This is a genomic window from Pusillimonas sp. DMV24BSW_D, from assembly GCF_011388195.1.
GTDB classification, from domain to species: domain Bacteria; phylum Pseudomonadota; class Gammaproteobacteria; order Burkholderiales; family Burkholderiaceae_B; genus Neopusillimonas; species Neopusillimonas aestuarii.
In genome coordinates, this window is the sequence record NZ_CP049990.1 from 1,424,880 (window position 1) to 1,438,905 (window position 14,026).

At 54.8% G+C, this 14,026-nt stretch carries 14 protein-coding genes; 5 read left to right on the forward strand and 9 right to left on the reverse strand.

What is annotated here, in order from left to right:
• Nucleotides 1-4: 4 nt before the first annotated feature.
• On the forward strand, nt 5-1,348 hold the full coding sequence (locus G9Q38_RS06885) for a cytochrome ubiquinol oxidase subunit I (RefSeq protein WP_166129257.1): 1,344 nt from the start codon (nt 5-7) through the stop codon (nt 1,346-1,348).
• Entirely contained in the window at nt 1,345-2,403 is a 1,059-nt protein-coding gene (locus G9Q38_RS06890; RefSeq protein WP_166129260.1) for a cytochrome d ubiquinol oxidase subunit II, read from the forward strand. The genes G9Q38_RS06885 and G9Q38_RS06890 overlap by 4 nt, the downstream gene beginning before the upstream one ends.
• Here the strand turns inward: G9Q38_RS06890 and G9Q38_RS06895 are convergent.
• Both G9Q38_RS06895 and G9Q38_RS06900 read right to left on the reverse strand, forming a co-directional pair.
• Nucleotides 2,324-3,784, reverse strand: coding sequence for a sensor histidine kinase (locus G9Q38_RS06895; RefSeq protein WP_166129263.1), 1,461 nt, complete (start codon nt 3,782-3,784; stop codon nt 2,324-2,326). The two genes, G9Q38_RS06890 and G9Q38_RS06895, sit on opposite strands and share 80 nt — an antisense overlap.
• Nucleotides 3,785-3,786: 2 nt before the next feature.
• The gene (locus tag G9Q38_RS06900; protein ID WP_166129266.1) at nt 3,787-4,488 is read right to left on the reverse strand and encodes a response regulator; all 702 of its coding nucleotides are present in this window, start codon (nt 4,486-4,488) and stop codon (nt 3,787-3,789) included.
• 158 nt (nt 4,489-4,646) lie between these two features.
• On the opposite strand from G9Q38_RS06900, the gene recQ reads away from it, so the two are divergent.
• Nucleotides 4,647-6,467, forward strand: a complete 1,821-nt coding sequence (recQ, locus tag G9Q38_RS06905; RefSeq protein WP_166129268.1) for a DNA helicase RecQ — start codon at nt 4,647-4,649, stop codon at nt 6,465-6,467.
• Between the two features lie 37 nt (nt 6,468-6,504).
• On the opposite strand, the gene ruvB is transcribed toward recQ, so the two are convergent.
• Genes ruvB through G9Q38_RS06940 form a run of 7 tightly spaced genes read right to left on the reverse strand, consistent with a single transcriptional unit; the run spans nt 6,505 to nt 12,883 of the window.
• Nucleotides 6,505-7,572: a Holliday junction branch migration DNA helicase RuvB gene (gene ruvB, locus G9Q38_RS06910; RefSeq protein ID WP_166129271.1), complete on the reverse strand. Its 1,068-nt coding sequence runs from the start codon at nt 7,570-7,572 to the stop codon at nt 6,505-6,507.
• Between the two features lie 60 nt (nt 7,573-7,632).
• A complete protein-coding gene (gene ruvA, locus G9Q38_RS06915) occupies nt 7,633-8,208 on the reverse strand; it encodes a Holliday junction branch migration protein RuvA (protein ID WP_166129273.1) in 576 nt (191 codons plus the stop codon).
• Nucleotides 8,209-8,231: 23 nt separating this feature from the next.
• Nucleotides 8,232-8,777 carry a crossover junction endodeoxyribonuclease RuvC gene (ruvC, locus tag G9Q38_RS06920; protein WP_166129276.1) on the reverse strand — a complete coding sequence of 182 codons (546 nt, stop codon included), beginning with the start codon at nt 8,775-8,777 and terminating at the stop codon, nt 8,232-8,234.
• Nucleotides 8,777-10,372, reverse strand: coding sequence for a bifunctional phosphoribosylaminoimidazolecarboxamide formyltransferase/IMP cyclohydrolase (gene purH / locus G9Q38_RS06925; RefSeq protein ID WP_166129279.1), 1,596 nt, complete (start codon nt 10,370-10,372; stop codon nt 8,777-8,779). Before purH ends, ruvC begins: the two co-directional genes overlap by 1 nt.
• Before the next feature lie 25 nt (nt 10,373-10,397).
• On the reverse strand, nt 10,398-10,637 hold the full coding sequence (locus G9Q38_RS06930; protein ID WP_166129281.1) for a helix-turn-helix domain-containing protein: 240 nt from the start codon (nt 10,635-10,637) through the stop codon (nt 10,398-10,400).
• 19 nt (nt 10,638-10,656) lie between these two features.
• Nucleotides 10,657-11,673, reverse strand: coding sequence for a tRNA dihydrouridine synthase DusB (dusB, locus tag G9Q38_RS06935; protein ID WP_166129284.1), 1,017 nt, complete (start codon nt 11,671-11,673; stop codon nt 10,657-10,659).
• A gap of 52 nt (nt 11,674-11,725) precedes the next feature.
• The gene (locus G9Q38_RS06940; RefSeq protein ID WP_166129286.1) at nt 11,726-12,883 is read right to left on the reverse strand and encodes an FAD-dependent monooxygenase; all 1,158 of its coding nucleotides are present in this window, start codon (nt 12,881-12,883) and stop codon (nt 11,726-11,728) included.
• A gap of 51 nt (nt 12,884-12,934) precedes the next feature.
• Between G9Q38_RS06940 and G9Q38_RS06945 the strand changes: the two genes are divergently transcribed.
• Nucleotides 12,935-13,351 (forward strand): NINE protein, encoded by a 417-nt coding sequence (locus G9Q38_RS06945; RefSeq protein WP_166129289.1) that lies wholly within the window; start codon nt 12,935-12,937, stop codon nt 13,349-13,351.
• Between the two features lie 320 nt (nt 13,352-13,671).
• Nucleotides 13,672-14,013, forward strand: a complete 342-nt coding sequence (locus G9Q38_RS06950; protein ID WP_119515234.1) for a hypothetical protein — start codon at nt 13,672-13,674, stop codon at nt 14,011-14,013.
• The last annotated feature ends 13 nt before the right edge of the window (nt 14,014-14,026 follow it).

Consider the following 14,026-nt stretch of genomic DNA (forward strand, 5'->3'; position numbering starts at 1 on the left):
TTCTATGACGAACTCACCCCTTTGGTTGGCGCAAATCCAATTTTTCACCAGCTTAGGCTTCCTTTCTTTGTTCCTGCTGCTTGAGTTGGGGTTGGCATGGTTGCTGGTTTATTTTAAGTTGCGGGCGGTGTCGCCGGGCCAACGCGTTTGCTTTATTCAAGCATACCGTTTCTGGGCGCGTATTTTTGCACTGACTAGTATTTTAGCGCTGGCGGCGGGGTTTCCCGTGCTTATTCAACTGGGTACGTTGTGGCCGGGGCTCATGGCCCGCATCGGCGAGGTGGCCGGGCCCTTGCTTGCGGCGGCGGTGTTAACCACTTTCATCATGAAATCCTGCTTTTTGGGCGCGATGCTTTTCGGACAGCGTCGTATGTCGGATCGTGCGCATACGTTAGTCGTCGTCATGGTTGCCTGTGGGACGTCTTTAGCGCTGTTTTGGGTCCTGGCGTTATTTGCCTGGATGCAAGCGCCGGCGGGTGGGCAGTTCCTTGAGGGCCGGTATCAGGTGACGAGTTGGTTCGACGCGCTTTTTAGCCCGTTTCTGTTCACTTTTGTATGGATGACCTTAGCGTTGGCTTTGTTTGGCGCGGCGTTCATGATGATCGGAGTGACGGCTCGGCAATCGTTGTGGCAGCCTGTTGACGATAGTCACAGGCAAGTGTTTCGCACGGGGTTGTTTGCCGCCGTGCTGTCGTCAACGTGCCTGATCGGTGCGTTGGGTGTTTATAGCCAACAGGTGGCTGAACTTCAACCTGGAAAAGCAGCGGCAACCGCCGCGTACTGGCAAACTGGAACGCGTCCCGATATGGCATTGTTCGGCTGGCCTTCGGAAGCACAACAAATAACGCGTGGTGCGCTGGCGATCCCCAGTCTGGGACGATTTGCCTTGGGGCGTGATGAAATGGGCAGAGCAGTTGGGTTGGATGAGTTTGCCGGCATGCATGCGCCGGTCGCTCTAACTTTCTGGTCATGGCGCTTTTTAATTTTGGTTGTTGTTTTGGCTTGGGTGCTTGGAGTGTGGTTTTTGTTCAGGTTGCGTCGAAAATCGTTTGATATTTCGGCCATTTCGCAGCGAATGCGCCGTGGTTTTAGTGGTCTGACTTATCTTGGGTTGCCTGTATTTGTGTTTTGGTTGGCTTATGTATGGTTTGGCCAACTGCCCTATGCGGTCAACGGCAGTGTGACAACAACCGAAATTCTGACCGTTACCGGTGCCGGCGAAATTTTTGCCGGGTTACTGGCTTATAGCGCAGTGTACGTGCTGTTTTTTGTGGCATTTATTCGACTCGTACGGTATTTCATGCGATATGGGGTTATTCCGGTTGGGCGTCAAAGGGGCAGGGCATGATTGATTCTTTGGTTGCGTTGTTGGGTTTGCAAGCCCACGACCCCCATTTTTGGATGCCGTTGGCGTTCATGTTCCTGTTCTTCGCACTTGTTGTTGCAGGCACCGTCCTTGATGGTTTCGATATTGGCGTTGGTTGCCTTGTTCCCTTCGCATCACCCGTTTTGCGTATGCGGATGTTGGCATTGCTAAGCCCTTGGCGCGACGCCAATGAGTTTTGGCTGTTGTTGGGCTTAACCTTGCTTGCGACCGCCTTCCCTTTGGCCTGGGAGGTGGTCATGGGGCAGTTGTACGTCCCGCTAACGTTGCTGGGGTTGGGCGTTTTTATGCGTTCGGCCGCATTTGAATTGCGTTTACGCTCACCGATTGCGTCTCAAAACGGTTGGGCGCTGGTGTTTGCCGTGGGTTCGTGGATGACCGCGTTGGCGCATGGTTATTTGCTTGGGCAAATCGTCACTGGCTACGAGTCGGGAGCAGGCTATGTCAGCTATGCGGGGTTTGTGGCGCTTTGTGCGGTCGCCGCGTATAGCTTGTTGGGCGCTGCGTGGCTCATGATGCGTGAGCCGGGCGAGCTGCGTGTAAGGGCGGCGTATTGGGGGCGTCAGGCAGTGCGCTGGGCGGCTGCGGGTGCGGTCGCTGTGTCACTGGTACTTGCGTTTGCCAACACGGGGGTGTTTTTGCGCTGGACGTCAGGGTCGCAATGGTTGGTAATCGTCTTGCTTTGGGTTTGGATCCTGATCAGTTTCATGATTATTGAAATGATGCTGCAACGAACCATTCATCGTAGTTATCGTCATGCCTGGCTGCCGTTCTTATTGGTTTTGCTGGTTTTCCTGATTACGTTGGGCGGTCTCGGGTATAGTTTTTTCCCTTATCTTGTCCTTGATAACGTCACCATCTGGGACGCCGCCGCCTCGGTGGATGCTTTACGGCTTATATTGGCGGCGGCTGTGATTGCTTTGCCGGTGGCGTTGATTTTCAATATTTGGGTGTACTGGCGGATGTTTGGGGTGTCGCGTCCCCCTCAACCTCCGGCTTTTCGGCAACGGGCAAATTAACTTTCACCTCAAGCCCGGGGCCGGGCTTGGCGTTTGCCAGGCTTAAATGCCCGCCGTGGGCACGGGCAATGGCGTCAGACAGGGCTAAACCCAATCCAACTGATCCGGTTCGGGTGCGCGCTTTGTCCAATCGGGAAAATGGCCGCAGGGCTTCAGCATGCTGCGCAGCGGCGATCCCGGGTCCGTAGTCACGTATATGAATACATGCACTACCTTCTTCCAGCGTAAGCGACACCTCTACCGGGGGCTCGCCGTGATTCAAGGCATTGGTGACCAGGTTGTCAATCAGGCGCCCCAGCGAAACCGGATCCGCCTGAATCCAGACGGTGGTTGTTGGCATACCCATTAAACGAACCTCACTGCCGGCGGTTTCCCAGGCGTTGATTTGCTCATCCAACCATTGAGTCAGGTTGAGGGGGCTGAAATGATAGGTGCTGGGGTCGGTTCCACGAACAAAACCAATAAATTGGTTAACCATGCGCTGCATATCTTGAATGTCTTTGCGCAGACCGTCTTTAACTTCGCCATCGTCGATCATCTCAGCACGCAGCCACATGCGAGACAAAGGGCCTTTCAAATCGTGGGGCAACCCGGCAAGAAGCGTGCGCTTGACCGTTTCCGACTCGCTAAGTGCATCCAGCATGGCATTGAAACGCTGCCCCAAAACTTTTGTTTCCGTCGGGCCCGACGGCGTTACACGTTGCGGCTGGCCGGCTGCCAATTGATCGGCTGCCCGTGCCAGTCGCGTAAGCGGACGGGTAATATGCCAGGAAAAAGCGGCGGCGACCAACAACAGTAGTCCCATCCCCCCCAGCCAGGCGAGAATTGTTTGGCTGCTAACGGGGGGGGATAAGCGATCAAGGGGGATAACCAGCCATTCCCGGGTGCGCTTGTCGGGGTTGTCGAAGCGGTTGTCGAGAGAAATATAAAGTCGGGGGAGTTCGCCTCGCGATAATCCAACGCGTGTGCCATCATCAAGCCGGTTGTTCAGGGCCGTTACGAAATGGCGCAGTTCACGTCGTAAGTCGTCGGGTGGTGAGCGTCGTTGTTGATCTGTTTCTTCCTGATTTTTACGTCTTCTTTCGATATTCCGGGTATTGGAAGGCAGCGTTCGAGACCATAATTGCCACTCGCCCCGCGACGCGTGCTTGACCAGTTCGGCTCGCGCATGTTCCGGTACCTGAGCCAGAGAGGCGCGTAAAGTTCTAATTGTGGTGGCAGTAACTTCAACCGTTACCTCTTCGGTGAATTTCTGACGAAAATGCGCAACTGTTGCAAGTGTGGCGGCCTGTACCACCAGCAAAGTGCCCAGTGTCAGCAAAATTAACCGCGTGCTGAGCGAACGCGGTACCAGGCGCTGCGTGAAATGCTTGAATTTCATATTCAGGGCGAAAACCGGTATCCAACCCCCCATACGGTTTGAATGTAATGGGGTTGTTTGGGGTCATTTTCTATCGCGCGACGTAACCGCAGTATGGCGATGTCAATTGCCCGATCATTTCGTTCACCTTCTTCGTCGTCGCGCGCGAGCGCAAGCAGGCGCTCTCGTGATAACGCTTTGCCGGGGTTGCGAACCAGCGCTTCGAGCAAGTTAATTTCGCCACCAGTAAGTTTGATGGGGGTGTTGTCTTTCAGAAGTTGCCGGCGTGCAGGGTCGAACGTGAACGGTCCGAAATGAACAGGTTGTTCTTTAACCAGCGCGGAGGCGCCTTTTTTGCGCCTCAGTACGGCCTCTATGCGGGCCAGCAGTTCTCTTGGGTCGAAGGGTTTGCCCAGATAATCATCGGCGCCGGCCTCCAGGCCGAGTACACGATCGATAGTGTCATCGCGCCCGGTGAGCAAAATAACGGGAATATCCTCCCCCATTTGGCGTAGGCGGCGGCAGGCTTCAGCACCATCGCCATGAGGCAACATGCGGTCGAGCACGATGAGATCGGGCGTGTAGCGTTCAATGCGTGCAGGCAGGTCGTGGCTATCGTTCGATAGCAAAGTGTCGTAGCCATGACGATTCAGGTAGTCGGCCAGTAATTGCCTGAGCGCCGGATCGTCATCAACAACCAGGACTTTGGTAAGCGTTTTTTCCATGGTGCGTCAAGTTTGCTGGCTGAATCAAATTTGGGCAAGAGGTAGAAACCAATTGAAATCTGTTGCGTACTATAAAATGCCCGCTGAGCTGTATTCCAATAGGGGCGGCTCGGTAACGCATCCTGTCTTAACTGCTAATAGATTTTTTTGGTTTATTAATGTCTTTCTCTTCCTCTTCTCCTCTGGACGTCTTACAGCAGGTTTTTGGTTATGACTCGTTCCGGGGGAATCAACATGAGATTATCGAACATGTTGTAAATGGGGGAGACGCTTTGGTTCTGAAGCCCACCGGGGGCGGCAAATCCCTCTGCTATCAAATTCCAGCATTGGTACGTAAAGGAACCGGTATCGTGGTGTCACCGCTTATCGCGTTGATGCAGGATCAAGTCGATGCATTGCTTGAGTTGGGTGTACGTGCCGCTTTTTTGAACTCCACACTTGACTGGCGCGAGGCACGTCAGGTGGAGCAGGGGTTCAGGGCGGGGCAACTCGATGTGTTGTACGTGGCGCCGGAACGATTATTAACGGAACGGTGTCTGGCTTTGCTTGAAGAGGGTGATATAGCACTTTTCGCCATTGATGAGGCTCATTGTGTGTCGCAATGGGGGCATGATTTTCGACCAGAGTACCTGGGCCTGTCGTTATTGGCCGAACGCTGGCCGCAGGTGCCCCGGATCGCGTTAACGGCTACAGCCACCACAGCAACGCGTCATGAAATTATTCAACGGTTGGGGCTGGAGCAGGCCGGGCTGTTTATTTCCAGTTTTGACCGTCCCAATATTTGCTACCGGATGGTTGAGAAACGCGAAGTAAAACGACAGTTGCTTGATTTCATTCAATCTGAACATCGCGAAGATTGTGGGGTGGTTTACGCGCTCTCGCGATCACGCGTTGAGGATACAGCAGCGTTTTTGGCCCGCAATGGTATTGCGGCGCTTCCTTACCACGCCGGTTTGTCGGCTACACAGCGTGCGCAGAACCAAGCCCGTTTTTTGCGCGAGGAGGGGGTGGTGATGGTGGCAACCATTGCATTTGGAATGGGGATTGATAAACCCGACGTTCGTTTTGTTGCCCATATCGACATGCCCAAGTCTGTTGAGGGCTATTACCAGGAGACAGGTCGTGCCGGTCGCGACGGTTTGCCGGCGACAGCGTGGCTGGCATACGGTTTGCAGGATGTGGTGCAACAACGCCGGATGATTGATGAGTCGACTGGTGATGAAGTGTTCCGGCGTCGTTCCGCTGCGCAACTCGACGCTATGCTTGGGTTGTGTGAAACCGTGGATTGCCGTCGTCAGCGGCTGTTGGCTTATTTTGACCAGACTATCGGGCCTTGTGGCAATTGCGATGTTTGCTTGAGTCCTCCGGAATCGTGGGATGGAACGGTTGCCGCGCAGAAATTATTGTCGGCGGTTTATCGCTTGTGGCGTGAACGCGGGCAGCGGTTTGGCGCAATACATTTAATTGATATTTTGCGCGGCAAGACAACCGACCGCATCAGGCAGAATCAACATGACTCTCTGTCGGTGTTTGGTGTGGGTAAAGATTTGTCGGAGCAGGCCTGGCGCGGTGTTTTACGCCAGTTGCTCGCACGCAATATTCTTGCGGTTGACCAAGAGGGCTACGGTACATTGGCGTTAACCGATGAAAGCCGGGCTGTGCTGAAAGGTGATGCCACCCTCATGTTGCGCAAAGAAACTCTGGACGCGCGTAAAACGCGGCCGGCCAGGCAACGTGCGGCAATGGACGATTTACCGGCTGATGCGCTTGCGCGTTTTGAGGCGTTGCGGGCGTGGCGCGCCGAAACGGCCCGCAGCCATGGGGTTCCGGCCTACGTTATTTTCCATGATGCTACGTTGCGGGAGGTTGCGCTGTCGTGCCCGCAAAGCTTGAGCGACCTGGCTCATATTAACGGTGTCGGTGCCCGTAAACGCGAGGCATACGGCGAAGAGTTGCTGAGCAGCATAAGGTCGGTCTGATGCCTGGGCCGCACGTTTGCGGGTGGCGTTGACGCGTTTATTCAAAAAGGTCGGGTGTGTTGTCGCGTGATGTGGGGGCGGCAAGGCCCAAATGACGCCAGGTTGTCTGTGTGGCCATGCGTCCACGGGGGGTGCGTTGGAGATAGCCGTGCTGGATCAGGTATGGCTCGATAACGTCTTCAATCGTGTCACGCTCTTCGCCAATGGCTGCTGCAAGGCTGTCGACACCTACCGGACCGCCGTCGAATTTGTGCACGATTGCATCAAGCAGTTTACGGTCCATTAAGTCGAGCCCCTGTGGATCGACATCCAGCATCGACAGCGCGGCGTTGGCTGTATCCGCGTTGATCACGCCGTCGGATTTCACCTCGGCATAATCGCGCACCCGTCTAAGCAGTCGATTGGCAATTCGAGGGGTGCCGCGTGCCCGCCGCGCAATTTCCTGGGAGCCATCCGGCGTAATCGTGACATTCAGCAAGCCTGCACTGCGGGAGACAATATGGGTAAGGTCGGTAACGCTATAAAACTCAAGGCGCGAAACAATACCAAAGCGGTCGCGCAGGGGGTTGGTTAGCATACCGGCGCGTGTGGTGGCACCCACCAGTGTGAAGGGTTGCAGGTCGATTTTTACGCTGCGGGCTGCCGGGCCTTCACCGATCATGATGTCGATCTGGAAGTCTTCCAATGCCGGGTAGAGAATTTCTTCTACGACCGGCGACAAACGATGGATTTCATCGATGAACAAAACATCGTTGCGTTCGAGATTGGTTAGCATGGCGGCGAGATCGCCGGGACGCTCAAGGACAGGCCCTGATGTTTGGCGCAACTGGACGCCCATTTCCTGCGCAATAATGTGTGCCAGCGTGGTTTTACCCAGCCCGGGGGGGCCAAAAAGCAGAACGTGGTCGAGCGATTCGCTGCGTTGTCGTGCGGCGGTAATGAAAATTTCAAGTTGTTCGCGCACATTGTGCTGCCCGACGTAATCAGACAGCATGCGTGGGCGCAGGGCCCTTTCAAGCGTATCTTCGTTAGGGGAGGAGGATTGCGGTGCGACGATTCGCGGCTCTGACGCGGTGCCCGAGAAGGAATCAGAATGAATAGCCATGGCTCAGTTCAGCTTGAAATATTGCGTTAATCGTACACGAGAACGATGGGGTCGGCGACTCTAGCGTGCCAGCGACTTCAGGGCCTGGCGGATGCCGTCGGAAACATCGATATCGGCGGGCAGCGCCTTCAATGCCGCCTGGGACTCACTGTTTGAGTAGCCCAGCGCCATGAGTGCGTTCAAAATGTCATCGCGACCGGAGCCCGTGTTGCCGCCACCACCATGATGGGCCGGCGTGCCGAGTTTGTCTTTGAGTTCGAGCAGCAGACGTTCAGCCGTTTTTTTGCCGATGCCGGGTACACGTGTTAGACGGCCGGTTTCCTGTTCCCGAATGGCCAGTGCCAAGTCATCGGTGGTCATGCCTGAAAGTACCGCCAAAGCCGTTCGCGCACCGATCCCGGTAACCTTGATTAAAGCGCGAAAGGTGATGCGTTCCTGAGCAGTAAGAAAGCCATACAGCACATGGGCATCTTCCCGGATGGCCAGATGGGTGTACAACGTAACCTGGGCGCCCATATCAGGCAGGTCGTAAAGGGTGCTCATGGGTACATCGATTTCGTATCCCAGCCCACCTGCTTGTACGCAAATAGTGGGTGGGGTTTTGTCGAGTAACGTGCCGGTAATGCGTCCGATCATGTCGATCCCTTATTCAATAATGTTCAGCGCGACAAACGGCCGCCGCGCAAACGCGCGCCGCCCCGGCCTGATAGTGCTCCGCCGGCATGTAGTTTTGCGGCCAGAGCACCCACGTGTGCATGGCAAATAGCACAAGCCAGGGCATCGGCCGAGTCCGGCGAAGGCAAACCGTTCAGGTTCAATAAACGCTGAACCATGGCTTGTACCTGTTCTTTGGCGGCGTGGCCGTTTCCAACGACGGATTTTTTTATTTGCAGTGCCGTATATTCGTGGACGTCGAGGTGATGGTCGGCCAGCGCACACATTGCCGCGCCGCGCGCCTGCCCCAATAGCAAGGTTGAGGTGGGATTCGTATTTACAAATACTTTTTCCAGCGCGGAAACGGTGGGGTGATGTGCCTGAATGATCTCCCTGACATTATCCAGAATGGTTTTCAGGCGCTGCGCCAGGGGTAGGTCGGCCGGAACCTGAATGGTGCCACTGGCCACATAGCCAAGGCGCATGCCTTCGACATCGATAATGCCGAAGCCGGTGCGCCGAAGGCCGGGGTCAATGCCAAGGACTCTCATTAATGACGGAAATGACGGGTGCCGGTGAGCACCATGACAATACCGCGTTCGTTGGCGGCGGCAATGACTTCGTCGTCGCGCACGCTGCCGCCGGGCTGAATAACACACGTAGCACCGGCTTCGGCCACTACGTCCAGGCCGTCACGGAAAGGGAAGAAAGCGTCGGAGGCGACGGCGGAACCGGCCAGACTCAGACCCGCGTTTTCAGCTTTGATGGAGGCAATGCGTGCCGAGTCAATACGGCTCATTTGGCCCGCGCCAACGCCCAGTGTCATGCCGTTTGCGGCAAAGACAATGGCGTTCGATTTCACATATTTTGCAACTTTCCAGGCAAACAGCATGTCGTGCAATTGTTGGGGAGTGGGTTGCTTATCCGTAACGACCTTAAGCAGGCTTTCATCCACCTGGAAGGTGTCTGGAGTTTGTACCAGCCAGCCTCCGCCAACCCTTTTAATGTCCATCGGGTTCTGGGCATTACCACTGGGCACCTCAAGCACGCGAACGTTCTTTTTGCTGGTAAATACGGCCAGTGCTTCGCCTGAATATGCCGGAGCCAATAGCACTTCGACAAACTGTTGTTCCGTAATCGCCCGGGCGGTTTTTTCATCAACCGGACGGTTAAAGGCAATAATGCCGCCGAAAGCAGATGTAGGGTCGGTTTTGAAGGCTTTTTGATAAGCTTCTTCCGAATTTTCCGCTACCGCCACGCCACACGGATTGGCGTGCTTCACAATTACGCAGCCACACGTTTCAAGGCTGCGTACGCACTCCCAGGCTGCATCGGCATCGGCAATGTTGTTGTAAGAAAGTTCTTTGCCCTGAAGCTGGCGATAGCTTCCCAACAGACCGGCGCCGACCGGTTGGTCAACATAAAACGCAGCAGCCTGATGCGGGTTTTCGCCATAGCGTAGCGTTTGTTCGCGTTTCATTTGCACTGTAAGCACTGCCGGCCAAGGGGTGCGCTCGGGTTCTGCGTTTTGTGCCGGCGCTTCGTTTGCCAGGCTGCTTAAGTAGCCGGCAATGGCCCCGTCGTAGGCTGCGGTATGGGCATAAACCTTTGCTGCCAGGGCCAGTCGTAGGGCGTAGGAGGGCTTACCGGCTGGGCCGTCGATATCGGCCAGTACTTTTTTGTAATCAACTGGATCGATTACAACGGCGACGCCGCCTTCTTCGGTACCATGATTTTTTGCCGCCGCCCGCAACATGGCCGGCCCGCCGATATCAATGTTTTCCACTGCATCGGCAAAAGTGCAGCCCGGCTTGGCAATGGTTTCGCGAAAGGGATATAAATTCACAACCAGCAAATCAATGCGGTCTATATCGTGCGCTTCCAGCGTTTCTAAATGTTCAGTACTATCGCGACGTGCCAGTAGCCCGCCATGAATTTTTGGGTGTAACGTTTTGACGCGGCCATCGAGAATTTCCGGTGAGCCGGTGTGTTGGGCTACTTCGGTAACAGGCAGGCCCGCGTCGGCAAGCATTTTTGCCGTGCCGCCGGTTGATAAAAGTTTAATGCCGCGCTCAACCAGTGCTTGGGCAAATTCAACGATACCGGTTTTGTCGGAAACCGAAAGCAGGGCGGTTTGTATCTTCATGGGTACGACTCAAAAGTAGATGGGTTCAAGGTTGCAAATCGTGCGTGCTGAGTTTTTTGCGCAGGGTGCTGCGCGTAATACCCAGCATGGCGGCCGCTTTTGACTGGTTGCCGTGCGTTTTTTCAAGCGCGATTTGCAAAACCGGTTTTTCAACGCAATTGACCACCATGGCCAGAATATCGTGTGGCTCAGTGTCTCCCAGGTCGGCGAAATAACGTTCCAGATGCTCGCGTACACACTGTTCAATGGGGTTGGGATAGTTCATTCTTTTCGCTGTTGTGAGTTCAGGCGGCCAGCGCCTGTGATGGTGTTGTTAAATATTGTTCGGGTGCGAACTGGTCGAACCAGGCTGCCAGGGCGGCGAGTTGTTCTTGACTTTGGTCGCTTTGATTGATGCGTTGAATTAAGGGCGCGCTAAGGGGAAGTTTGCCCAGATACCATCCAACGTGTTTGCGTGCCGATCTTACACCAGTGTACTCGCCGTAGAAACGATAGTGATCTTCAAGGTGTTCGAGCAGGCAATCGCGTAATTCCCCGAAGGTAGGGGGAGGCAGGTAAGTGCCGGTTGCCAGAAAATGATCGATTTCCCGGAAAATCCAGGGGCGGCCTTGGGCTGCGCGGCCGATCATAATGGCATCGGCCCCCGTGTAATTGAGAACAAAACGGGCTTTTTCCGGACTGTCGATATCGCCGTTGGCGATAACGGGGATCTGCAAGTGGCTTTTGACTTCTTTGATGGTGTCGTATTCCGCATGCCCGTTGTATAAGTCGGCGCGCGTGCGCCCATGTAATGTAAGGGCGGAGATGCCCGTGTTTTCCGCCAATTTGCCGATGCGAAGTGCATTGCGCGAGTGGTGATCCCATCCGGTGCGGGTTTTGAGCGTGACGGGGATGCCGAATGGTCGACACGCGCTAACGACGCTTTCAAGAATGCGGGCAATGAGGTCTTCGTGACGCAGCAAAGCGGAGCCGGAGGCGACATTACACACTTTCTTAACCGGGCAGCCCATATTGATATCAATAATTTGGGCGCCTTTGCGAATATTGAAAACAGCGGCTTCCGCCATCATTTCAGGGTCGGCTCCCGCAATTTGCACTGCGATGGGGTCGATTTCCCCGTCGTGGTTCAGGCGACGTGATGTTTTGACGCTGTTCCATAAGCGAGGATTACTGGCTGCCATTTCAGAGACGGCATAGCCCGCACCCAACCGCTTGCACAGTTGCCGATAGGGGCGATCGGTTACACCTGCCATAGGCGCAACAAATACATGATTGGGGAGGGTCCAGGGGCCGATTTGCATGGGGGCATTTTAACGTTCCCTGACCAGGGTGGGGAGAGGGAAATAAATTCGGTTACCGACGCAGGCCTTGTAACAGATGATGAGCAAGCGGCATACGCGCTCCAAAACTGAGGTCCATACCGAATAAGGCCAGCCCTGCCGCATGTTCTACAAGAGGCTGTTTGGTTGCGAATATGCGCGGCAGGAAGTCGGTAATGCCTGTGGTGAGCCAACGGTCGGGTTTGCGCAGCTGTGTGTAGTGTTCCAGCATTGGGCCGGGATCCTGGCTTGGTTGAGTGAGCCAAAAACGCAAAGTGTGTGCAAGCTGCGCTGCGTCCCGCAAACCCAGATTAAGCCCCTGGCCTGCAACCGGATGCACTGTTTGAGCGGCATTACCGATTGCAATACCTCGCCGGCTGATGCGTGTGGGGCCTGCATGAAGAGACAATGGGTAAACAGCGCGCTCGCCAAGCACTGATAAGGTGCCCAACCGCTGGCCGAAAATACGTTGAAGTTGTGTATTGAAATCGGGCTCAGGCGCCTGACGCAGCTGTGCGGCGGTGTCGGGTTGGCAGCACCACACCACTCCATAGTGGTTTGAGCCGGAGGGGTGGGGCAGCAGTGCCAGCGGGCCCTGCTGCGTAAACCGTTCGAATGCCCAACCCGGGCGGTGTTCGCTTGCCGTAACCACAGTTAATACTGCACATTGATCGTATTGTTTCTCGAGCCCTTTTGGGCGAATGCCGTCAGATTGCACACCGATATAAGCTTGAATTCTGTCGGCATCGTTCACGACTTCAGGCAGCGCATTGAATTGCAGTTCGGCTTTGTTCAGTTCAATGCAAGTAATACCGCTGTTGCTCAGTGCGTGGTGTAATTCGGTTAACAGGTCAGTGTAGCTGATCACGCCCCCAAGTTCCGGAACATTAAGGTCGGCATGTTGAATCAGGGTTCGGCCCAGCCGGCCTTGTTGCGAAACATGAACCGTTTCAATGGGCCGGTAATTTGACGGCCAGGCATGCAGTTTACGTAGCAGCTCAATACTGCCATGGTTGACGGCAATTGAGCGCGGGTCGGGCGCGTGATCGGGTGACGTGCCCGGGCGCGCGAATGACGCGCCAACCAGCGCAATCCGTTCGGGCTGTGGGGCGTAGCGCGCAAGCATTAAGGCAAGCGCGCTACCAACCGGGCCGGCGCCCGTGATCACAATATCGTAGTCGGGGTCAGACATAATTGGGCCGAGCTTGAATACAATTCGGCTATTCGGTTATGAGTTTAAGCAATGTCTACACATCGAAGTAAAGTTATTGTATCCCTGCTGGCGGCTGTGCTGGGCGTGTTTGGAGCACATTGGTGGTATCTGCATCGTCGTGGTGCGTGGTTGTTTACGCTGGTAACCGCCGGCCTGTTGGCGTTTGCGCTTAGCCGCCCGGTTTGGTGGGACACACCCGCTTTTTTGCTTTTGTTCATTCCGGCCGCAGCCGGTTATATTGAGGCACTCATCTTCTGTCTTAAGCCCGACAGTTGGTTCGATCAGCGCTATAACAATGGTGTGCCGGTTACTAAAACCGGCTGGGGGCCGGTTGTAATCGCTATTCTCACCACGTTATTTGGCGCAACAGTCGTTATGTTCGGTCTCGCAATGACCGTGATTCATGTTTATGAACAGTTGGGTTGGCTGGATGGCTATACTTACTGAAAAATAGCCTGGCCCCTTGTCGAACAAGCTTCTACAGGCTATAATTTTGCTTCTTTGGTTATACAGGAGCTTTCTGCGGTGAATACCGACTCAAGCGACGACAGTTGTCGATTATCTATCGACCGAACAAGTCACTAGGGCGATTTCGGCAGTAAGCCATGCCACGCCCGGTGACACAAACAAGGGTGTGGCAGTCAATTTTTCGGAATTCTTCCGAACAACCGACTCCACTTTGAATATGAATAGATTCTGCGCAGTCAGTGCGCGGGTCATCACGCTGTGCTTATTTTCGTCAAAATGGCACGCGGAGGAGTTGTGTTATGCGTTTATTCAATCTTTTTTTGCGTCGTGCCGGTGTACAAACCATGCCGGCTGGTATTGTCAAAAAGCCGGCCGTGTCGCGTTTAACGCTGGTTTGTTCCCGCGCAAACATGGGGCAAATTCGTAAAACACTTTATCGCGACTTCGGTGTGGCGGGGCTGAGCGTTGGTTCAATGCAGGTCGACCGCGCACCCGATCCGGCGCTGGTCACAGCGTGTGTCACGGTTTCTTGCCCCGATGACTTGAAGCCGGCACTGATGAATCAGGCGCGCCAATTGAAAAAACTGGAAGGTGTGCGCGATGTACGCTGGGGCGATCATCGGCATATTGTTTTAAACTAAGCCGGTTGTCTTT

Bases quoted from the DNA above. Each gene is read 5' to 3' on its own strand.
- G9Q38_RS06885 (WP_166129257.1), top strand. From the start codon at position 5: ATGACGAACTCACCCCTTTGGTTGGCGCAAATCCAATTTTTCACCAGC.
- G9Q38_RS06890 (WP_166129260.1), top strand. From the start codon at position 1,345: ATGATTGATTCTTTGGTTGCGTTGTTGGGTTTGCAAGCCCACGACCCC.
- G9Q38_RS06895 (WP_166129263.1), bottom strand. From the start codon at position 3,784: ATGAAATTCAAGCATTTCACGCAGCGCCTGGTACCGCGTTCGCTCAGC.
- G9Q38_RS06900 (WP_166129266.1), bottom strand. From the start codon at position 4,488: ATGGAAAAAACGCTTACCAAAGTCCTGGTTGTTGATGACGATCCGGCG.
- recQ (WP_166129268.1), top strand. From the start codon at position 4,647: ATGTCTTTCTCTTCCTCTTCTCCTCTGGACGTCTTACAGCAGGTTTTT.
- ruvB (WP_166129271.1), bottom strand. From the start codon at position 7,572: ATGGCTATTCATTCTGATTCCTTCTCGGGCACCGCGTCAGAGCCGCGA.
- ruvA (WP_166129273.1), bottom strand. From the start codon at position 8,208: ATGATCGGACGCATTACCGGCACGTTACTCGACAAAACCCCACCCACT.
- ruvC (WP_166129276.1), bottom strand. From the start codon at position 8,777: ATGAGAGTCCTTGGCATTGACCCCGGCCTTCGGCGCACCGGCTTCGGC.
- purH (WP_166129279.1), bottom strand. From the start codon at position 10,372: ATGAAGATACAAACCGCCCTGCTTTCGGTTTCCGACAAAACCGGTATC.
- G9Q38_RS06930 (WP_166129281.1), bottom strand. From the start codon at position 10,637: ATGAACTATCCCAACCCCATTGAACAGTGTGTACGCGAGCATCTGGAA.
- dusB (WP_166129284.1), bottom strand. From the start codon at position 11,673: ATGCAAATCGGCCCCTGGACCCTCCCCAATCATGTATTTGTTGCGCCT.
- G9Q38_RS06940 (WP_166129286.1), bottom strand. From the start codon at position 12,883: ATGTCTGACCCCGACTACGATATTGTGATCACGGGCGCCGGCCCGGTT.
- G9Q38_RS06945 (WP_166129289.1), top strand. From the start codon at position 12,935: ATGTCTACACATCGAAGTAAAGTTATTGTATCCCTGCTGGCGGCTGTG.
- G9Q38_RS06950 (WP_119515234.1), top strand. From the start codon at position 13,672: ATGCGTTTATTCAATCTTTTTTTGCGTCGTGCCGGTGTACAAACCATG.